The organism is Cytobacillus purgationiresistens (assembly GCF_030813235.1).
GTDB lineage: Bacteria > Bacillota > Bacilli > Bacillales > Cytobacillaceae > Cytobacillus > Cytobacillus purgationiresistens.
The window spans coordinates 42,935-63,062 of sequence record NZ_JAUSUB010000008.1; the positions used below are offsets into that span (position 1 = coordinate 42,935).

20 protein-coding genes and 2 pseudogenes are annotated in these 20,128 nt (G+C 35.7%); 5 read left to right on the forward strand and 17 right to left on the reverse strand.

The window, feature by feature from the left end; all coding sequences use genetic code 11:
* Positions 1–274: 274 nt before the first annotated feature.
* The 3 genes and pseudogenes from J2S17_RS11030 to J2S17_RS11040 all read right to left on the reverse strand — a co-directional run.
* A complete protein-coding gene (locus J2S17_RS11030) occupies positions 275–913 on the reverse strand; it encodes an O-methyltransferase (protein WP_307474776.1) in 639 nt (212 codons plus the stop codon).
* Complete coding sequence (locus tag J2S17_RS11035; protein WP_307474777.1) at positions 913–1,275, reverse strand: hypothetical protein; 363 nt, start codon at positions 1,273–1,275, stop codon at positions 913–915. Before J2S17_RS11035 ends, J2S17_RS11030 begins: the two co-directional genes overlap by 1 nt.
* A 324-nt stretch (positions 1,276–1,599) precedes the next feature.
* Positions 1,600–1,829: pseudogene (locus tag J2S17_RS11040) on the reverse strand (winged helix-turn-helix transcriptional regulator); the annotation flags it as partial.
* Positions 1,830–1,838: 9 nt separating this feature from the next.
* Here J2S17_RS11040 and J2S17_RS11045 point away from each other — a divergent pair.
* Positions 1,839–2,171: pseudogene (locus J2S17_RS11045) on the forward strand (Rossmann-fold NAD(P)-binding domain-containing protein); the annotation flags it as partial.
* Between the two features lie 77 nt (positions 2,172–2,248).
* On the opposite strand, the gene lepB reads toward J2S17_RS11045, so the two are convergent.
* The 3 genes from lepB to J2S17_RS11060 form a co-directional block, all read right to left on the reverse strand.
* Positions 2,249–2,644: a signal peptidase I gene (gene lepB / locus J2S17_RS11050; protein ID WP_307474779.1), complete on the reverse strand. Its 396-nt coding sequence runs from the start codon at positions 2,642–2,644 to the stop codon at positions 2,249–2,251.
* 553 nt (positions 2,645–3,197) lie between these two features.
* Entirely contained in the window at positions 3,198–4,133 is a 936-nt protein-coding gene (gene bla, locus J2S17_RS11055) for a class A beta-lactamase (protein ID WP_307474781.1), read from the reverse strand.
* A 94-nt stretch (positions 4,134–4,227) separates the two neighbouring features.
* The gene (locus J2S17_RS11060) at positions 4,228–4,800 is read right to left on the reverse strand and encodes a penicillin-binding transpeptidase domain-containing protein (protein ID WP_307474783.1); all 573 of its coding nucleotides are present in this window, start codon (positions 4,798–4,800) and stop codon (positions 4,228–4,230) included.
* Between the two features lie 165 nt (positions 4,801–4,965).
* On the opposite strand from J2S17_RS11060, the gene J2S17_RS11065 reads away from it, so the two are divergent.
* Both J2S17_RS11065 and J2S17_RS11070 read left to right on the forward strand, forming a co-directional pair.
* Positions 4,966–5,352, forward strand: a complete 387-nt coding sequence (locus J2S17_RS11065; RefSeq protein WP_307474785.1) for a BlaI/MecI/CopY family transcriptional regulator — start codon at positions 4,966–4,968, stop codon at positions 5,350–5,352.
* A gap of 1 nt (position 5,353) precedes the next feature.
* Positions 5,354–7,168: a BlaR1 family beta-lactam sensor/signal transducer gene (locus J2S17_RS11070; RefSeq protein ID WP_307474787.1), complete on the forward strand. Its 1,815-nt coding sequence runs from the start codon at positions 5,354–5,356 to the stop codon at positions 7,166–7,168.
* Between the two features lie 482 nt (positions 7,169–7,650).
* Here J2S17_RS11070 and J2S17_RS11075 read toward each other — a convergent pair whose 3' ends face one another.
* The 7 genes from J2S17_RS11075 to J2S17_RS11105 form a co-directional block, all read right to left on the reverse strand.
* Positions 7,651–8,172: a PadR family transcriptional regulator gene (locus tag J2S17_RS11075; protein WP_307474788.1), complete on the reverse strand. Its 522-nt coding sequence runs from the start codon at positions 8,170–8,172 to the stop codon at positions 7,651–7,653.
* 157 nt (positions 8,173–8,329) lie between these two features.
* On the reverse strand, positions 8,330–9,559 hold the full coding sequence (locus J2S17_RS11080; protein ID WP_307474790.1) for a cytochrome P450: 1,230 nt from the start codon (positions 9,557–9,559) through the stop codon (positions 8,330–8,332).
* Positions 9,560–10,022: 463 nt separating this feature from the next.
* A complete protein-coding gene (locus J2S17_RS11085) occupies positions 10,023–10,334 on the reverse strand; it encodes a hypothetical protein (RefSeq protein ID WP_307474792.1) in 312 nt (103 codons plus the stop codon).
* Between the two features lie 198 nt (positions 10,335–10,532).
* Positions 10,533–11,132, reverse strand: a complete 600-nt coding sequence (locus J2S17_RS11090; protein WP_307474794.1) for a DUF6944 family repetitive protein — start codon at positions 11,130–11,132, stop codon at positions 10,533–10,535.
* 511 nt (positions 11,133–11,643) lie between these two features.
* Positions 11,644–11,877: a VOC family protein gene (locus J2S17_RS11095; protein WP_307474969.1), complete on the reverse strand. Its 234-nt coding sequence runs from the start codon at positions 11,875–11,877 to the stop codon at positions 11,644–11,646.
* Positions 11,878–11,976: 99 nt separating this feature from the next.
* Positions 11,977–13,512, reverse strand: coding sequence for a class I adenylate-forming enzyme family protein (locus J2S17_RS11100; RefSeq protein WP_307474796.1), 1,536 nt, complete (start codon positions 13,510–13,512; stop codon positions 11,977–11,979).
* Between the two features lie 35 nt (positions 13,513–13,547).
* Complete coding sequence (locus J2S17_RS11105) at positions 13,548–14,855, reverse strand: MFS transporter (RefSeq protein ID WP_307474798.1); 1,308 nt, start codon at positions 14,853–14,855, stop codon at positions 13,548–13,550.
* Positions 14,856–15,025: 170 nt separating this feature from the next.
* Here J2S17_RS11105 and J2S17_RS11110 point away from each other — a divergent pair, with 170 nt between their 5' ends.
* Together J2S17_RS11110 and J2S17_RS11115 are read left to right on the forward strand one after the other, a co-directional pair.
* Positions 15,026–15,619: a TetR/AcrR family transcriptional regulator gene (locus J2S17_RS11110; protein WP_307474800.1), complete on the forward strand. Its 594-nt coding sequence runs from the start codon at positions 15,026–15,028 to the stop codon at positions 15,617–15,619.
* Between the two features lie 144 nt (positions 15,620–15,763).
* Positions 15,764–15,985 (forward strand): hypothetical protein, encoded by a 222-nt coding sequence (locus tag J2S17_RS11115; RefSeq protein ID WP_307474802.1) that lies wholly within the window; start codon positions 15,764–15,766, stop codon positions 15,983–15,985.
* Positions 15,986–16,029: 44 nt separating this feature from the next.
* On the opposite strand, the gene J2S17_RS11120 is transcribed toward J2S17_RS11115, so the two are convergent.
* The 4 genes from J2S17_RS11120 to J2S17_RS11135 all read right to left on the reverse strand — a co-directional run bounded on the left by J2S17_RS11120 (position 16,030) and on the right by J2S17_RS11135 (position 19,902).
* A complete protein-coding gene (locus J2S17_RS11120) occupies positions 16,030–16,815 on the reverse strand; it encodes a tyrosine-protein phosphatase (protein WP_307474804.1) in 786 nt (261 codons plus the stop codon).
* 64 nt (positions 16,816–16,879) lie between these two features.
* Complete coding sequence (locus tag J2S17_RS11125) at positions 16,880–17,290, reverse strand: acyl-CoA thioesterase (RefSeq protein ID WP_307474805.1); 411 nt, start codon at positions 17,288–17,290, stop codon at positions 16,880–16,882.
* 71 nt (positions 17,291–17,361) lie between these two features.
* Positions 17,362–18,201 carry a crotonase/enoyl-CoA hydratase family protein gene (locus tag J2S17_RS11130; protein WP_307474808.1) on the reverse strand — a complete coding sequence of 280 codons (840 nt, stop codon included), beginning with the start codon at positions 18,199–18,201 and terminating at the stop codon, positions 17,362–17,364.
* Positions 18,202–18,402: 201 nt separating this feature from the next.
* Positions 18,403–19,902, reverse strand: coding sequence for a class I adenylate-forming enzyme family protein (locus tag J2S17_RS11135; protein ID WP_307474810.1), 1,500 nt, complete (start codon positions 19,900–19,902; stop codon positions 18,403–18,405).
* Positions 19,903–20,128 lie beyond the last annotated feature (226 nt).

Below are 20,128 nucleotides of genomic sequence, written 5' to 3' on the forward strand. Positions count from 1 at the left end.
TGAAATAATTACAAAACCAATAGAATTAACATATTTGCCAATTCGATGTTCTTAAATTCACTCACGAATATAAATTTAGAATCGTCAAGTTACGGATTTTTTCGCTTTTGCTTGTTAAACAATAATCACCTATTATCATCAACTAATTTACAGTGAATTAATAAAGACACTTCATTAGCATTGGGAAATCAACAACGCTATTAAATACCGTTATCACTGTGATTTTGTTATTCTAACCAGCTGCTTAATGGTTCTTAGTTCAGTACTTTGCTGTTTATTTCTTAACTTTTGAAATGGTCATACCATCTCCGATTGGAATAAGCAAAGATTCTAATTGAGGATGATTGGCCACAGTTTCATTGAAATTCTTCATTATTTCTGTATAACGTTTACGTTTAGCACCGGGATCTACTACACTACCGCCGGCAAGTACGTTATCAGTTACTATTAAAGCACCCGATTCAGCTAGATTAATACAATATCCTAGGTAATGTTCATAATTTTCTTTGTCAGCATCGATAAAGAAAAAATCAAATTGCTTATTATCACTAACTAGTTTTTCCAAGCTCTGCAAAGCTTCCCCAGTAATATATGATACTTGATCGGCAAAGCCAGCAATTGATAGATTCCTGTGTGCTAATTTAGCGTATTTTTCTTCTAATTCAAGAGAAGTCAGTTCCCCTTCGCTCCCGAATCCTCGGGCAAGGCAAATTCCACTATATCCCCCAAGAGCCCCTATCTCCAGAACATTTTTAGCTCCTGAAATTGATACAAGCAAAGTTAGTAATTTTCCCGAAGAGGGAGATACCGAAATGGATGGCATTCCATTTTCTTTTATAGATGTTATCACTTCCTCCAAAAGAGCATCTTGTGCATTATACACTGAATCGATATAACTGTTCGTTTGTTTCATTAAAATGAATTCCTTTCTTCACCAGATTGTTTACTATCCATTAATGATGATTTCGTTGGTTCTTTCTTCTCATTAGGCAATTCTATTACTTCACTTTCATGAATTTCAAATAGTTGAACAAATTCATTGATGACCATATCAATTGCTTTTAATTCCCCGACTAAAATTGGATTAATAGATTGAAGCTCTGGTGTTTCTAATTGTTGTTTTAATATCGAACGTTTAAGATTCATCCTTTCTAAAAATGCAATGGCTCTTCCTCGGCGAAACGTTTTAGCACCATGTCTGCTCTTCTTGTGATCTCTTCCATCACCCCAATGGTGACTATCTTTGCTATGACCCTTAAATCCTTCTTTTTCCAATAGAAGGCTCCTTTCTTGTATACAATTGTATACATAAAATATATTTAAATCGTATACAATTGTATACAAAAAGTCAAAGAGAATTTAGAATAATTTTTAACTAATGCATTACTTATATCTGCATCAGGAATAATCGGCAGCCATGAAAACTATAGATTTTGTACTGGTAGAATCAAAAACTTACGAATATGGGATTATGATAGAGAATCAGATCTAATAGTTTTTTAAAAATAGTGTTTAATTCTTATTCATCACTTTTTTTGTTAAACCGCTTCTATTATTGCATACAAAAAAGCGTTCAATCGTTATGAAGAAACGCTCTCTCTAGTTAATGCCTGTATAGAAGGGATCGATCGCCCTATTACTTTTTGTTATTTGATGAGTTACTTCTCCTTTGGCTAATTCTTTTAGTTTTTTTCCCCACTCTCCCATCTTATCCAGTATAGGAATAAAGCTAAACCTTTTGGTGTTAGTGAGTATTCTACTTTGGGAGGAACTTCTTTATATACCTCTCTGTGAACCATTTGGTCTTCTTCTAATTCCCTGAGCTGCCGTGGCTGGGCGCTGCGGCAACAGTACTATCTGGTCAAGGACACGAAAATACCATCAACGAGCTTTCTGGCCAGCTATTGACTCAAAAAGAACTTATATCTGCTCTTAGCACGGTATTAGGTAAAGAAGTACAAGTGAAGCAGGTTTATGACGTTACTTATGCCGATATTATGAAAGGTGCTGGTTTACCAGATTTACTTATTTCTATGCTTGTTGACATTCAGAAGGATATTCGAGAAGGCACATTAGAGGTCGAGAGCAATGATTTTGAAAAACTTCTTGGACGACCAATTACATCAACTATAGAGGCACATACTCAAATTGTTAATGAAATTACTCAATAATTCTTTGAAATGAACAGTCCGATATTATCTAATTAAGTCGAAAACAACAGGGATAGATACAATTACCCTAGTTGTTTTTATTTGTATTTATCCCCAATTGTTTGTTCAACCAATCTGTCGCTTTGTTGCAGAGGAAAAGTAAATCCTTCAGGGATTGAATAAAAGGCACCGTTGGAATCATTCAAAAGCACATCATCTTTCATCTCAATACTGTCTCCTGGAAGACCTATTACCCTTTTAATATATTGTTTACCAGCCATATCTGGAGCATCGAACACAATCACATCAGATCGTTGTATTTCTGACGTTTTACTCACTACAATCCTATCTTCATTATTAAAAGTAGGTAACATTGATTCTCCGAATACAGTTGTAGGTATAAAAATAAATACTCTACAAATAAAAGTAATGATGAAAGCAAATACAATAGATTTTACCCAAGAATATATTTCTTTTTTCGTACTTTCCTTCATATTTCTAAAAAAGTCCCCATTAGTTTAATCAGTTTTGCACGAGAAAAAATAAAACAAATGGAGCTATAGCAAAAAAGACTTCCCCTATTTTTTTCCTTTTTAAAGCTTGATAATAGAATAAAGACAGCTGATATATTTGCAAGTAAGTAAACACCACCAAATAAACCTGCTATAAAAAATATCAAACAAAGATAGAAGATCATTTCCCATATAACTGATATGGGTTGAGCGTAATATTAAAAGAATAATGATGTAATTTTTAATTAGAAAAGATGTTATATACAATATATGCTAAAATTAATCCTACTATTAAAAAGCAGGAGTGACTCAGCATCTATAAAACTCTTCCCTCCTTCATATGGTATGAAGAAAAGAATTTACTATGTAAGCCGCATCGAAATGGTAAAACAGCAGACACAAACTTATATCCTATTGTTGAAGTAAACATTAACCGGTTAAAAATTGATGTTTAGGATTACCCAATCCAAAATTAAAATAGCTGGATCTATTTAATAAGGAAATAGATTCAGCTATCTTTTCTTTTATACTGTGTTTAATATGATTTTTTGCCTTTAAGGGCATCGATGACTTCCTTTGTAGCCTCTGCAATCAGTTTGTCGTTTGTATCAGCGTCCTTTATATCACGGCTGGAAAGTATGGCAAGAACAATAGGTTCTCCATTCGGCGGCCAAATGATAGCAATGTCATTTCGTGTTCCATATGATGCTGAACCCGTTTTATCTCCAACTTCCCAGCCTTTCGGAACGCCCGCACGAATTAAATGATCTCCAGTGGTGTTTCTCTTAAGCCAATCAGTTAAAATAACACGTTTCTCTTCTGGGAGTATGTCTTCAATCACGAAAGCCTGTAGGCTCGCAGCTAATGCTTTCGGTGTGCTAGTATCCTGAATTTCTCCTGGTTTTACATCATTTAGCTCTGGCTCAAATCTTTCTGGATTGATAACTTTATCCCCAATCTCTCTGAGTGATTTTTTAAAACCACTAGGTCCGCCCAGTTCTTTAAGTATAAGGTTGCCTGCAGTGTTGTCACTGTAACGAATAGATGCGTCGCAAAGCTCTTTTAAAGTCATTCCTGTATCAATATGCTTCTCTGTTATCGGACTATAATCAACAAGATCATCACGATTATAGGTAATTCTTTCGTTAAGTTCCTCGATTGATTTTTGTTGTAATAGTGCTCCAACAGCTAAAGCTTTATGAGTTGATGCAAAGGGAAAACGCTCATCTGATCTATAGGCCACTGATTGATTCGTGCCAGTATCCACTGCAAAGACACCTAGTCTAGCATCGAATTTCTCTTCAAGCCTGCTAAGATTATCTGCTATTGCAGCTTCTTTATTTTTGGTTATAGGTTCAGTAGTATTGGCTTTATCACCAGAACAGCCTGCTAGCGTTAAACATGAGAGAAGTAGTATAGGAACTACTTTTTTCATTTTAGATGTGGTAAAAAACGTGTTTAATAATTTCATAAATATCTAACTCCATTCATTATATTTTTGGATTGCCAATTGTTTATAGGCAATTTAATTCTTTTTAACACTTGCCACAAGCTATTAACTACCATCATCTTTGCAAGTAGTCTGACAATGCATTTTTACCAACTGGTATAGCAGCGCGGCTTCCACCTTTCGCTTTTACATCCTCTAACACTATTGCAAGTGATATTTTAGAGGTATCTAAATCTGTTGCAATGAACCAGCCATTTTCACTTCCGGCTTCATCATCCTTAGATACTTTTATTTCTGCTGTTCCTGTTTTACTAGCTAATAGAACGTCAGAGATTTTAGAATTAATTGCGGTGCCGCCTTCTTCATGAATGACAGCAGTGAATGCATCATGCAATGTATTCAGATGCTCGGATGATATCGCTCCCTCTTTCCAAACTTCCGCTTTTTGATTACCTGTTTGAACAAGTGATGGCGTCATGATATCTCCATTATTTGACAAACCACTATAAGCTAGAGCCATATTTAATGAAGTAACCATAATTTCTCCTTGTCCATACCCTGAATCAGCAAGGAGAATATCACTGTTCATGCTGCCATCATTTGAGATTTGGCTTGTGGTTAATGGATAGCCAATTTTCAATTCTTCGCCAATCCCAAAACGTTTCATTAACGGTTTATTTTTAATCATTAGTAACCTCCTAAGAACCAAATCTTACAGTTGTAGTTTTTAAAAGTATTACATATGTAAGATTTAATTGCAATACTTATAATTAAATTGCAGGGGTGATTTGACTAATAAAGATATGAACCATATAATTATAATATTACAATTGTAAGTTTAAGGGTGGTTAAAATGAAAAAATTACCTCAAATCTCAGAGGCAGAATTAGAAGTAATGAAAATTGTTTGGAAACATCCCCAAATTAATACAAATGAGGTCATTGAAAAGTTATCCAAAACAAGTGATTGGAATCCTAAAACCATTCAAACAATGTTGCTAAGGCTCATAAAAAAAGGTGCACTGAATCATGGCAAGGAAGGCCGTGTGTTTGTTTACACACCGAATGTAGCTGAAAGTGATTACATTGAAGTTGAAAGTCATAGTTTTTTAAATCGTTTTTATAATGGTACGCTTAACTCTATGGTATTAAACTTTTTGGAAAAAGATAAGCTATCAGATGATGAAATTAATGAGTTGCATCAAATATTAGAAGAACGTAAGAATAGAAAGAAGGAATAACATGGAAGGTTCTTTCTTTACTCTTTTTTTTATTAGTAATCTCATTTTATCCTTGATTTTTTGCATCATCATATTCTTTAAAAAATCATTAAGGGCGCAAACAACTGTAAATACTCAATTTCATATTAGTTTAATTGCGCTTTTCTCATTGATAGTTCCTTTTATCCCCTTTCAATCTCTAAAAATAAATTCTTTATTTGACTGGTTGGTAAATTTCGGAATAGATTATCCGAAATTTTCTGATATAAATTCCATAGGCAATGCTGCTGACACAATTGATCAAAATGCAAATTGGCTGCAAGACTTTTCTATGTCAATTGAACAATCGTCACTTGGTCCGATGAATACTGTCTTTTTTATTGTATGGATATTAGGAATGATTGTTATGTTTACCGCTACTTTATATAGCAATCTAAGAATCTATAAAATAAAAAAAAGCGTACAAGAAGTGAAAAACAAAGAATTATCAACACTTTTTTATACATGTAAAGAAGAAATGCATTTTAATAAGGAGATTATTTTTGGATATTCTTCATTGGTGACATCACCAATTACTTTCGGGCTTATTCGTCCATTTATTGTTATACCGAAAGATAATTCTACTCTTTCAAGTCACGAAATGAAGTTTGTCTTGCTTCACGAGCTGCATCATTGTAAGCGCAGAGACATACTAATAAATTATCTGATGTGCTTATCTAGAATTGTGTATTGGTTTAATCCTCTCGTATGGTATTTCTTAAGAGAGATGAAAACAGAAATGGAGATTTCATGCGATTATGCCGTATTAAAAACGTTAGATAAGCAATCGCATATCAAATATGGCGAGGTAATATTAAAACTTGCTTCACCATCAAAACGATCCTCAAGCTTTTTGTCGTCTGCTTCAGAAATCAGCAGCTCTTTCAAACAAGTAAAGAGACGTATAGTTGAGATCGTTAATTTCCAAGTAGAATCAAATCAGCTTAAGATGAAAAGTTATCTTGTGTTTACCATTGTTCTCGCGGTCACTTTGATTAGTATTCCTACAATATCTGCATTAGCGGTAGATAAAGAGACGCATACTTTTGCTAGTACAAATGTAGTATACAGAGATTACAGTCGTTTTTTCGATGAACTTTCAGGCAGTGCTGTAATATATGATTCAAATAAAAAGAAGTACACGATACACAATAAAGAAGAAAGTACTACTAGATTCGAGCCAAGTTCCACATATAAGATTTTTAGTGCATTGTTTGCGTTAGAATCTGGAATTATTACAAGGGAGCATTCTCAAATGTCTTGGAATGGAAATCAAAATCCTTATGAGGAATGGAATCAAGACCTCGATTTATTCTCTGCTATGGAAAGGTCTGCCTCATGGTATTTTCAAAATCTCGATTCAAAGATGGGCAAAGAGCAATTGAAGAATTACTTCGAAAAAATTAATTATGGAAATGAAAATTTTGCAGGTCATATTTCTAATTATTGGATAGATGGATCTCTAAAAATTTCTCCGATTGAACAGGTAGATATGTTAAAAAAATTCTATAATAATGAATTGGCTTTTGAACAATCTAATATCCAAACAGTTAAAGACTCTCTACTTCTAGAAGTATCAGACGGCAATCGGTTATCTGGAAAAACAGGAACCTTAGAAGTAAACGGGGAAAATACTAATGGCTGGTTTGTAGGTTATATAGAGAATGGAGATAATACTTTTTTCTTTGCTGTTCATATTGAAGGCACAAAGCCGGCTGGTGGAGTTTATGCAATGAATATTGCACTTTCCATTTTAGAGGAAGAAAACATTTATCACTCTACTACACAAGGTAAGTAGCTTATCAATATAAAGCTCAGTCTTTTTTAGGACTGAGCTTTATATATTCAAAAGGACACAAATTCCCATGAATATAATCAGCTTAAATAGTCAATTAGAAAGAAAATCTGATTATGGGGCATTATCTTTGGCGTTCTTTTGGGAGATGCCTAAGATAATGCCTTTACATTTATTTTTCTGAAGAAATTGGTAAGTCTTATAAACTGAATTCAACTTGAGAGTGATTGTTGCCAATCCTCTTAAAATAGTGCACAACCAGGATTTTCCGGTTATACAAATAATTTGCGACTCGTCATTTTTACATCATTCTTTACCTAGTCGGATTCTCAAATATCGATAGCCTAAACTTCTTAATATTGTTCCATTTGTGCAGAATTTTATAAATCTATAATCGAAGCTGGTAAACACTTTCTATTCATTAGTCACAAGTAGCTTTCTATAAAAGTTACTAAATTTAATTTCTGGATTCACTTTATAGTACACTAATATTTTTTTATAAATGCAAGTAGTTTCTCCATCCATTCAATATTAAAGTAAGCTTTATTAAAAGCATGATCAGTTATGAATTGGGTAGTATTTGAGGATTTTTCACCTGATAGAAGTATTTTTTTCTTCTCTTCGAACTTTTTCCAACGCTTTTTTTCTTTTTGTATTGTATCTTCGAAAATCAAGCCGGCTTTTTTTGTATCGATATAATCTAGAAAATTAATGGCAATGTATAAGTCTTCTAACTCAGAGTTTTTTTTGAAACATTTGTAGAGTTCTTCTTCAAGATAATCTCTGCCCAAGTTAGTTATCGTATACATTGTTTTGTCTGGGCGTTTTTCTTCTTGTATTGTTTCCACTGTTTCAATGTATTGCTTTTTTCTTAGTGACTCAAAGTCGTAGTAAAATTTCCCTTCACTCAGCGAAGTGTAAGGTTGAACTTCTAGTAATCTCTTCCTTATCATGTAAGGGTAATTGACAGTCTGAGCCAACATTCCTAATATATATATCCGTATCAACATTAAACCTCCTTTTTAGTATCTCAAGACCTATATTATCTTATTAAACCGCATTTATTTCCACATAGTTTTTTAAAATAAGTTTTATTTAAAAGAAAAATATAAAAAACATTATCTAAGTATCCCCCACTGGGATACTTAGATAATGTTAAAAAGATTATTTATAAGCTTTTAGAGGAAGATGAGTTAATGATTGTCCTGTGGCTGAATCTGTTAAATTTTTTTCTAATTCAAATGATTCCACTGATTCAATTCTTGAATACCTTTGCAGAAAGTTTGTAAGAATGATTTTTAATTCTAGTCGCGCAAGTGGAGCACCCAGGCAAAAGTGAGGTCCGTTGCCGAATGTTAAATGTTTTTTATTATTTGGACGATGAATATTAAGAGTAAACGGATCACTGAACATGTTTTGGTCCATATTTGCTGCACTCATCCACGCGACAATAACGTCTCCTTTTTTTAAATCCACTCCTAGTAAATTGTTATCTTTCTTAACGGTACGGTCTCTCCTGCTCATATGGAAACGATAACGCAGCATTTCTTCAACAGCAGCAGGAATAAGATCTGGATTACTGCGTAATTCTGAATACAATTTTGCGTCATCATATAATAGAGAATAAAAAGTAGTAGAAATCATATGACTAGTCGTTTCTACACCAGCTCCTAGGATCGCCATAGTCATTTCCACAATTTCCTGATCGGTAAGCTTTTCTCCGTCAACTTCTGCCTTAATCAGATCTGATATAATATCAACTCCTGGATTTTTTCGCTTTTCCATTATAATTGGAAGTAAATACGTGAAGAACTCCCGAATAGCCATGTTCTTCCTTTGATTAATTATTTCTTGATTTTCTTTTTTATATGGCAGGAATAATATATCTACCCAGCTTTTAAATAATGCGATATCAGGTGAGGGGAGTCCTAATAAATCTGACATCACGATCGTAAGCAGAGGATTGGAAATGCCGTCAACCACATCAATCAATTCTTCGTCACCTAGCTGGTCTAATAAATTGTTAGCAACTTGGTGAATGCGAGGTTCCCAATTTGCTAGACTCCGAGGTGTAAAAGCCGCTGCTAGCAACGCTCTTCCTCTTCTGTTTTTAGGTGGATCAAGGGTAACGAAATTTACTTTACTATCATTAAAGTTGTCTTCACTAAATTTTACTGAAATCGTTGTACGGTCGCCTTCACTTGAAAAATGTTCATAATCACTTAACACTCTTTTGACATCATCATACCTGAATGCATTCCATGTTTTCGATGATTTGTTATAGCTGATAGGTTCATTTAATAGCATTTGCTTATACCAATTGAGTGGATGGAATTGTTCTGATCTCGTCGTAAATACTTTAATATCTTCATATGATATTACTTCTTTATTCAAAAATAATCCTCCTCTTGAATTTTGTATAAGTTCTCACTTTTAATTAAATCCAAAGTACTTTAATTAAAGTATATTTTCATACTAATGCTAAAATTTTCTAAAGTCAATGTGCGTATAGTATGGGTCTAGACATGAGTTCGAAGGTCCTAGGGTTGACCTTAATGAGTTAAATCGTACTGGAAAATCCTTCTGTAGTCTAAGAAAGAAATGTGAAATGACAGCCTGATCCTTTGCTTCTCGAGTAGCGGGGAAATTAAGCTATCGGATCAATATCTTCGCCATAGTCTTTCTATGCTGCTCCTGGTAGTTAAATGCAAAAAAAAGTTCAACCAGTTCTATCTGGCTGAACTCGATAATAGGAATGCTCCAAAAGATTAAGCGGTTCTAATCACGATAATTTTAAGTGAATTTAGCCCAATTTGCCATTCCGATATTTGCCAATCCCTTTGACGCTTCTTCCGGGCTAATCTTCATGTACCCATTGTGATAGATAGCCAACTGTACCATAGCTAGCAAAAATAGCATAACCATTATTGGAATAAACTTTGATTAATTGCGTATATAATTCTTGCGATAAATAATGAATGAAATTTGGCTTTTTGAACTGCTCATTGTAAAAGTTTTTATATCTTAGAATATGTCTGCATATCTTCAATGTAGATTTCATTACCGTCTCATTAGAATCTGCGGTTTCAACCTCTCCACTATTAAGGTCATAATAAGAAATAAATTCCTCTGTAATCTTCGTTGTTAATTCCTCCATCATACTTATCATTGAAATGAAGATAAAAAGTGGAACCGAGTTATACATTCAAAATGATATTAATATGGGGTAACGGAATATGCCCGCCAACCCTACCTGGAAAAATTAAAAGACGCTATGCTCGTAAGAGGTTACAAGTATCGGTCAGAGAATGACGAAAAATAGGAGATTCAGAAGATCCTAACGAAGTAGTTTGTCTTAAGTAGGCAGCTATATTGTCTCCTCGCTGCTGAACTCAATGAGAATTGCTACCAGCATTGTGAATGAGCCAATAACCTGAATCCAGCCTCCGATGAAGAGTATTTGTTCTCCTGTTTCAACCTTTTCATTCATTATAAAAATGTTCCCCATTGCTACTAAAAAGGAACCGAGAGAAATAAGGCTGTTTCCCGTTACACTTAGTGTTTTGAACGATGAATCTGCTGAAATAGCTGCACCAAATCCTTCAAGAGCAGCTCCAAGCCCCTGCACTTCACTACCGAGAGTATCGATTCTAACTCCCTCTTCTTCTGAAACGTTTAGTGCAATATCAATTCCTATAGCATTTCCCGTGTTTCCTGCCGCCTCAAGCCATGCTCCGGTGATGGCATATATTTCGGGAGGCCCACTCTCTGGATTTAGTAATGTTGTACGTCCAACAGCCTGCAGGGAATTTCCGAAAGCTTCAATCGCATTTCCATTACTGATTACGTCTTTTCCTAGATCTGTCCCGGTAAAGGATTGTTTAGTTTGCCCAATACCCTCGATTAAGGAGCCAATAGCCAGTATCCACGCTCCTGATATCACCATTTCTTCCCCGCTAATTATCATAAACCTATAATTCCTTTCCAGCGTTTCCCTTCTCTTTTGATTATTTATGGTTTTAAGGGTTGAACCCTCTTTATGCTTATTTGAAATTAGAAGAGGTACCTGAAAACTTTAAATTAAGTAGCACTTCATCATTTTTTTCATATTAATATGAAAGTTGGGTCTTTTCCTTAGTTAAGTTATGTTCAATTTTAATAAATTGTTCAATAATTAAAGTGATTTTTAGTTTTGATTGTTCATCATTCATCAAACTAAAATTTATCCATTTTCCACTATTCAAGAATAAGATATCTATTAGAATGTTGGGTGTTCAGTATCAATAAAGATGAATAATTTTAAATCTCACAAACAAAAATAATTCCATTCAAATAAATCGATAAGGAGTTGTTATTGTTGTTAAAAATTTCTAACCTAAACTCATACTAATAAAAATCAGTAACAATCAAGTTGTTTAAAACCTATATTTTTTTGAGGTTTCTTAGAAACATTGCATTTGTTTTAATTTGTATATCAATCACAGCATTATATATATTTCAATCAGGTTCCCCTCAGGGTCTCGAAAATGTGCAACACGTTCTCCCCATTCCTTTCGATCATGCGGTTTATTAACAAATTTAATTCCATTTTCTAAGAACCGATTATCATTCTTATCGACATCTCCTACTTCAAATTGAAGCAAGAATCTTGATTGGGATTCACCTTCTAGACAATCCACATAGTTTACAATCAATTTTATAAAACGAACTATCTCCTCATTTCCATCTAATTTATCAAAGGTCTTTTATTTAAAAAATACATAAAAAAAAGCCAATCTCAAACGAAGATTGGCTTGTATCAATAAATGAAGCTATTTAATCTGCTGGCTATATCGCTCGCGAAGGACATTCTTTTTCACTTTTCCAATTGAAGTCCTTGGGAATTCTTCTATCATCTGAAACGCTTGAGGTATTTTAAAATATGAAAGATTCTTTTCACAAAATGATTGTAATTCTTCCAATGAAATAGTTTCATGAGCTGTTTGAATGAATGCAATGATGGATTCATCACGCAGTTTATCCGGGACACCAATCACTGCACAATCGCTTATTCCAGGAAAGCCTGAGATGACATTTTCCACTTCAATGGAGGATACGTTTTCACCTGCACGCTTGATTACGTCTTTATCTCGATCAACGAACCAAATGTATCCCTCATGATTGGCATAGCCTTGATCTCCTGTATATAACCAGCCAGTTCTAATTGTTTGTCTGGTTGCTTCCTCATTTTTGTAATAGCCCTTCATTAAAGATGGTCCTTTTATGATCATTTGTCCGGCAGTAAATGGAGGCACCTCGTTGCCATTTTCATCGACCATTTTTACCTCATGCCCTAAAGCAGGTTTTCCAATCGCTGATATTCCAGTATTCGGGTCATAAGGCATATTTTCATACAAAGGTGTCACGATGTTTGTAGTGATCGACTCAGTCATTCCATACCATTGAAACAACCTAATTCCAAATCGACTTTGGAAATTTTCGATATCCTGTTTATTAACAAATAATCCGTATCCAATTTGCCTTATCGCATGTACCCTTTCGTAAGGGTGTACAGGCAATTCTAGTAAAATCTTAATAATCGTTGCCACAAAGCTGGATACGGTTGGTTTATATTTCTCCACATCTTCCCAAAAGGTTGACACGCTAAATTTCTCAAGCAATACTATTGTTCCGCCAACAACCAGCATGGCCATAGATGTATAGTATTGTGCATTGGCGTGGAATAAGGGCAGCAGGATTAAATACCGGTCATAGGATGATAATCCTTGATAAAGGACAGATGAATGGCCAGCAAAAAGGTAGTTTTCATGCGTAATCATTACGCCCTTTGGCATGGAAGTTGTGCCCGATGTATACATAATAGTACAAACATCATCACCACTTACACTAACCATTTCAACAAAATCTTTTTTACAGGCTTTTACTTCTTTTCTCCAAGCACCTGATATGGAGTGGCACGTCTTTAGCTGAAGCTCGTCAGAAACTTGCTGCAAATCATTGCTCTTAAAATCTTCATCATAAAGAATGGCCTTGCTATCTGAATGCGATAAAAAGTATTCCAATTCTCTTGCAGTTGAAGCTGTGTTTATAGGAAGAATAATGGCCCCTATAGCAGCGCAGCCGAACCATAAATCATAGAAATGAGGAGAATTCTTGGACATAACTGCAACGGTATCTCCCTTTTTTATTCCTTTGTTTATTAACCAATGTGCCACTTGATTGCTTCTTTCCAACATAGATGCATAGGATATTGATTCATCCCTAAAGTATAGAAACGGTTTATCCCGATAGACTTCTGCCTGTTTCACCAAATAAGTATAGATTGTGTGATTTCCATGTGTTAACATAAGGATCCTCCTTTTCTAAAAATGAGAGAAATACGTTACAAGCTAGCTTTGTGCGACGGGTCTTTATCAATGGTATTATTTGCCTTTCTCTGCTTTAAGGCAATATGTGCAATCATACCGATCAATAATAATCCTGCAAGAATGAACATTCCTTCTGAAACAGCAACTAAACCTAAGATCATCGGCCCCACGAAACCGCCTAGCGCAGCAAAAGAGTTAACAAGAGCAATACCGACTGGTGCCGTTGATTCTGTAAAGAAGAAGGTCATATAGGCAAAGAAACAGCCGATAAAGCCATAAAGCCCTAAAGAAGTAATTGTCAGCAACAGGACCATCATAAATAAACTATCTGCCAATGCACAGCCGATAAAACCAAGAATAGAGATGATAAAGCAAACCATTAAATGGGCTTTATATGCATTTGTCCGATCAGCGTTCCAGCCAACAAATAAGATCGCTGGAATGCCTACAAGTGACGGAATCATCGCCATCCAGCCGATTTCCAAGTTCGTTGTGGTTGATTCTGTAAAGGACTTAATGATTGTCGGCATCCAAAAAGATAGCCCATATACCCCTGTATAGGCGGAAAAGTAGAGAAGAGATAACTGCCACACTTTGACATCCTTTAACATTTCAGGCAATGTTGCTTTGTTTACCTTTGCACTTGCTGCTCTTTCTCGTGCTATCTCGCTTTCAAGCCACGTGCTTTCCTCCTTTGTCAGCCATTTTGCCTGAGAAGGTTTGTTAGTAAGCCATACTAGAACGGCAGCACCTAAAAACAGTGCAGGGATGCCTTCCAGAATGAACATCCATCTCCATCCTTCAAGATTGAACCATGCAATATTGTCTATAATCCAAGTTGATAATGGGGCACCAACCAGGCCGCCGATCGGAAGTGCGAGCAGCAGTACAGCCGTTGCTTTGCCTCTCTCAGTTGACCTGAACCAATAAGTTAAATAGAGAATAATCCCAGGAAAAAACCCGGCTTCTGCTACGCCTAACAAAAAGCGTAAAATATATAAATGTGTGGCTGTTTGCACAAACCCTGTAAGGATAACCACAATCCCCCATGAAATCATGATCCTGGCAATCCAAATTCGAGCCCCTACCTTGTGCATTATGATATTGCTGGGAACCTCAAAAAAGAAATAGCCAATAAAGAAAATACCTGATAACAGACCGAAAACTTCAGCAGATAACGCTAAATCTGCATTCATTTCTAGAGCAGCATATCCCATATTCACTCTGTCTAAATATGCAATAATGTAAAGAATCAAAATAAATGGCAATATCCTTTTCATTGTTTTACTGATCGTGCTCTTAGCGATTGCTTGATCCGACATCCCAATTCCTCCTTGGTTTTTAGATAAAAGCGCTTTCATTCCCTTGAAAAAATTTGACTTTTTCTACCAAACTTTGAGAAGATTACATAGACTCTAGTCTATTAATAATTTCTCAGACTGTAGTCTGTTTGTCAATATAATTTTAATTTTCTGATAAGAAGGTGTAATGGATGAATATCCGGCAAAAAAAAGCGCTTCAAACAAAGAATAAAATTCTGACAGCAGCCCTGTCTTTATTTAATGAAAAAGGCTTTAGCAATGTAACAGTTGATGAAATTATCGAAAAAACCAATTCTTCCAAAGGAGCATTCTATAACCACTTTAAAAGCAAGCATGATATCTTTTTTGAAAAATTCAAAGAGATTGATCACTTTTATTTAGATGAACTGCTCCCACAATTAGAAAAAGATGCCCCTGCAAATGTAAAGCTTAAAACATTTTTCAAAATAGAAATGGAATTTATTGAGTCAGAATTTGGCTGGGATGTCACGCGTTCCATTTATGAAGCTGAATTAAATGTTGAAAGAGAATCATTCTTCCTTATTCCTGACAGACCTTTATATCAAATCCTGAAAAACCTATGTGAAGAGGGGCAAGAAGCAGGACTTTTTAGAACCGATATCACTTCCGAACAAATGGTAACGATTTTAGCCCGTATGATTCGTGGAATTCTTTATGATTGGAGCATAAGTAAAGGACAGTATTCCTTATCATCAGAACAAGATTTATTATTTGATGTAGCTATACGAGGATTAACCAAATAATAGGCAGCCTATCCAAGATTAAGCATTTTAAATCTTTAGAAAAATTAGTTCCTTTTCATCATAAAGATGGTATTATATATATTAAAAAAACCGAGACATATTTCTGTGCATTGTAAAACTTTTTAATTTAAGGGGATCATCTCGATGGAAGATCAGAGTATATCTGAAAAAATTTTTTTATACTTTATGGGATCTATGATCATCTTTGTTGCAGTAATCGGTATTAGCGTTCTTTTAAAAAGGAGTTATGTCGGGCATACCCTCTCAGGAACAGAGCTCTGGATTATTTTATTGGTTTCTTTTGGCGTCACTGTTTTATGTGATATGGAATTGGAATTAGAAAGACAAAAGGACTCCTTTGAATAAAAAAGAGCAGTAAAAAATGCTGAGTGAATCTCAGCATTTTTTCTTTATTCTAATATTTCATCTTGTATAAGGGTCCTAATTTCTTCTGTAATATCAAATTCTTTTTCGAGATACGTTTCAAAATTTCCATAGGTATGGATAATCGCGTTCATTGCAGCGTGCAAATACTCCTCCTGCAAAAGAAAGGCTTGCTGAAATGCAGCAGACTGCACCTCGTTAAAAAACATAGCTGTCCTTTTAAAAATCCGATTATGGTAGGCTTCTAACGCTTCATTCGAAAATAAATAATCTTCCATTACTGTTTGAAAAGGCACACCCAAAGTTAACAATATCAACATGGAACCAACACCCGTACGATCACGGCCACCCGTGCAATGATGGACTAGAGGCAGATTTTCCTTAGGATTTCTTATCAGCTCCATTAACCTTGCATAGGATGGATTTTTGATAGGCATTTCTGCATATATTCTCAGGAATCTTTCTCTTGTAAACTTTTTATAATAATCCTCATTATACCCTTTTTCCTTGAACATATTTGTTGTAATATTGTCTTCCTTCATAACAGAAATTCTTTCATTGATCTCAAGTCCAATATTCGGGTCAGGCTGCCTTTCCGCTTCAGCCTGTGTGCGATAATCAAAGATTCGTTTGATTTCCAACCTGGCAAGGGTATGTCTATCTTCATCTGTTAGACTGGTTAGCGCAGCTGCACGATAGAGTTGACCGATTTTTATTCTCCTTCCGTCAGCTGTAAGTAGTCCGCCCATATCACGAAAGTTAACCGCGCCGATTAATGGTATGACCTTTCCTATATCCAATCCTTCTGTCATTTTAATTCACTCCAATACAGCCTATTTATTCTAATTCAATCTAAAAGCTGCAGTCTTAATGGATTCATGAGGTCTTGTCAGCTGGGGAGAACTGTTGGGCAATCTCTTCTATTACAGGAACACCCTTTCTTGTTTCTAGATTGAACATGACAAATGTTTTTTTGCAATCTGTTAAATGTTCTTGGTTTTCATTATAGATATCTTGTTTTAATACAAAGCTTTTATTCCCTACATATGTAAGATTCGTCATGATCCTTAACTTATCTCCTAATCTAGCTTCATGTATATAGGATACATCAAATTTAATCAGTACTGTCCCAAGGTTTCTTTTGTCCAAGCCTTCTTTACCTACCCCAGACTTGGCATACCATTCAATCACACCTTTTTCTAAATACGTTAGATACTTCATATAATTCATATGTCCAAGATGATCAATGTCTTCTTGTTGCACGATTATTTCCGTTATAATCTCCATATCTTACCCCTCTCCTATTCTTTTCAAATTAATAGGGCAAGAACCCCCACATTCCTTTACCCATGCCTTACTTATTCCCACCATGGATAAAAATCAGGTAAGTCCTTACTTGGCTTCATTGTAAAATCCGGTTTTCTTTTTTCTAAGAAGGAATGAACTCCTTCCCGAGCATCTGCTTGCTGCCCAGCCCATTGAATCATCTTTGATTCTATTAAATGTGACTCCTTTGGGTGGTCAGCACCGAGCATTTTCCATAATAGCTGCCTTGACAGGGTTACTGAGGTAGCAGAAGTGTTATCCGCAATATCTTTCGCAAGCGCCTCTGCAGTTGCGAGTAATTCTTCAGGAGGTACAACTTGACTTACTAACCCTAAATTCAATGCTTCCTCCGCAGGAATTATCTTTCCAGTAAACACCAATTCGGTTGCACGGCTAATGCCAACAACTCTGGGTAAAAACCAGCCGCTGCAAGCTTCCGGAGTGATACCTCTTTTGGAAAATACAAAGCCCATTTTTGCCTTTGATGAGGCAATTCTAATATCCATGGGAAGTGTCATGGTCGCTCCAACACCCACCGCCGCCCCATTAATCGCAGCAATAATCGGTTTTTTAAGGTCGAATATTCGCAGACTTAGTATTCCACCTCCATCGCGATACTCACCGACTGGTGTCTCTTTATTCTCAAATGTTTCTCCACCGCGTCCTAAGTCCGCCCCTGCACAAAATGCCTTCCCATCCCCAGTCATTATAATCACCCGGATTTGATCATTCTCATCCGCTTCATCAAACACTTGCAGTAATTCTGATAGCATCTGACGATTAAACGCATTCATATTTTCCCTGCTTAAAGTGATCATCAAAATATGATCTTTTATTTCCGTTTTTATCGTTTCATATTGAACTTTTTGCATCAAAACCACTCCAGTCAGTCTATATTTTTTATTAATATGAATATTTAGATTATTTAACCTATATCCTGTTCCTCTTACTAAACTACTTTCAATACCAACTCCAAATAAACCTCCCTTCCTTTCATCTTTTCTCGGATAAACTAAAATGCTGCTTTCCCGATCATTCTTTTTACCAACTGCTATTCATTAACTTTAGACTCTTTACTGAAATGAACGATTTTTCAAAGGTGCTTTTAATATTTTTCCGGTTGCATTCTTCGGTAAAGAATCTAGTAAATAAACTTTTCTTGGTACTTTATAATGGGCAAGATGCTGCTTGCAAAAAGCAATAATTTCCTCAGTAGAAGTATCTATTTTTGTCACCACATAGGCTGCTATTTCCTCACCAAAGACCGGATCAGATTCACCCAATACAGCACATTCAATTATATTGGGATGATTGTAAAGCGTCTCCTCTATTTCTCGTGGATACACATTATAACCGCCGCGGATAATCATATCTTTTTTTCGATCAACAATATAAAGATACCCTTGCTCATCACGTTTGGCTAGATCACCTGTAAATACCCAGCCGCCTCTGATTGTTTCACTCGTCTCCTGTTCTTTTTTGTAATAGCCACTCATCGCATTTGGCCCACGGAAGATGATTTCGCCCACTTCTCCTGCAGGCACTTCCCGCCCATTTGGATCGATCACCTGCAGTTCAATACCTGGCAAAGGCAGTCCGACAGATCCATATTTCCGATCCACTCCAGGTGGAAAGCAGCTGATCATCACTGTACTTTCAGTCTGGCCGTAGCCCTCTTTTAATTGAACACCCATCGCTTCATTCACCTTTTCGAGAGTATCTAAAGGCAGGTTTGCCCCACCACACCCTGCAATCCGTAAATCAGTAAAATCAAGCTCCTTAATTGATGGGTTACTTAGAAACAATGTATACATTGTCGGTACACCAAGAAAAATCGTGATTTTTTTTTGCGCTATCTTATTCAGAATTTCGTCGGCAACAAATCGTTCCTCTAAATAAACTTTACTGCCTTTATATACAGCCTGCCATATTCCTTGCAGCTTGGCATAGGCATGAAAGATTGGCAAAACGACGAGAATGCGGTCATCCTTTGTCACCTCACTCATTTCAGCACAAGTATGTGACATCCAATCAAGATTACTATGTGTAATAATCGCACCCTTTGGTTTACCTGTTGTTCCCGAAGTATAAATAATTTGCGCTGGATCCTCTTTCCCTTTGTCTTCAAGAAAAAAGTCTTGTATCATTCCATTAACGTCCTCCCATGAAACACAGTTCTTCTCCTTCCTTAAAGAAAAGACCGTTTTCACGGTGGATACAGGCGGCAGTGCCTTTAATACTGCTTCTATAGCAATCTCATCTGCAATAACCGCTTCTGCTTCTGAATCATTAAGAATATAGGTGATTTCTGATTCCTTAAACGCTGGATTAATTGGTATTACTGTCGCTCCAAGAGAAAGTAATGAAAAATAGGCGATGACATATTCAGGCTTATTCCCCATCATTAGCCCAACATGTGACCTATCCTTAATGCCATATTCCCTAAAGCCCACTGCTTTTCTTTTTACTTGATCGGCAATTGCCTCATACGAAAAAGATTGATTTCGAAAAAAAATGAATGCTTCTGATGGATAGGTCTCTGCTGAGTTGAATAACAATTGACTAATATTCATCAAATATCCCCCTCTTCTAAAATTAAAAATGATCATGCCTAGCGACCCACTGAATGCGCTTGCATTTTATTTTGAATACCCCGTTTGATATCCATTCAATTGATTAACACTCAATAGAACCTTATTATATTGATGCAATTTATATGCCAGTTCCCTTTTTTCCTCAATGTCAGGAATTTATCATTATAACTGTCTGATGAAAAAGACATTGTCTTATTTTCGAGAG

Coding starts and splice junctions, on each gene's coding strand:
- J2S17_RS11090 (WP_307474794.1), bottom strand. CDS start 11,132: ATGATAATTAGCGGGGAAGAAATGGTGATATCAGGAGCGTGGATACTG.
- J2S17_RS11070 (WP_307474787.1), top strand. CDS start 5,354: ATGGAAGGTTCTTTCTTTACTCTTTTTTTTATTAGTAATCTCATTTTA.
- J2S17_RS11110 (WP_307474800.1), top strand. CDS start 15,026: ATGAATATCCGGCAAAAAAAAGCGCTTCAAACAAAGAATAAAATTCTG.
- lepB (WP_307474779.1), bottom strand. CDS start 2,644: ATGAAGGAAAGTACGAAAAAAGAAATATATTCTTGGGTAAAATCTATT.
- J2S17_RS11030 (WP_307474776.1), bottom strand. CDS start 913: ATGAAACAAACGAACAGTTATATCGATTCAGTGTATAATGCACAAGAT.
- J2S17_RS11065 (WP_307474785.1), top strand. CDS start 4,966: ATGAAAAAATTACCTCAAATCTCAGAGGCAGAATTAGAAGTAATGAAA.
- J2S17_RS11125 (WP_307474805.1), bottom strand. CDS start 17,290: ATGGAGATTATAACGGAAATAATCGTGCAACAAGAAGACATTGATCAT.
- J2S17_RS11100 (WP_307474796.1), bottom strand. CDS start 13,512: ATGTTAACACATGGAAATCACACAATCTATACTTATTTGGTGAAACAG.
- bla (WP_307474781.1), bottom strand. CDS start 4,133: ATGAAATTATTAAACACGTTTTTTACCACATCTAAAATGAAAAAAGTA.
- J2S17_RS11105 (WP_307474798.1), bottom strand. CDS start 14,855: ATGTCGGATCAAGCAATCGCTAAGAGCACGATCAGTAAAACAATGAAA.
- J2S17_RS11135 (WP_307474810.1), bottom strand. CDS start 19,902: ATGAATATTAGTCAATTGTTATTCAACTCAGCAGAGACCTATCCATCA.
- J2S17_RS11130 (WP_307474808.1), bottom strand. CDS start 18,201: ATGCAAAAAGTTCAATATGAAACGATAAAAACGGAAATAAAAGATCAT.
- J2S17_RS11085 (WP_307474792.1), bottom strand. CDS start 10,334: ATGATAAGTATGATGGAGGAATTAACAACGAAGATTACAGAGGAATTT.
- J2S17_RS11115 (WP_307474802.1), top strand. CDS start 15,764: ATGGAAGATCAGAGTATATCTGAAAAAATTTTTTTATACTTTATGGGA.
- J2S17_RS11120 (WP_307474804.1), bottom strand. CDS start 16,815: ATGACAGAAGGATTGGATATAGGAAAGGTCATACCATTAATCGGCGCG.
- J2S17_RS11060 (WP_307474783.1), bottom strand. CDS start 4,800: ATGATTAAAAATAAACCGTTAATGAAACGTTTTGGGATTGGCGAAGAA.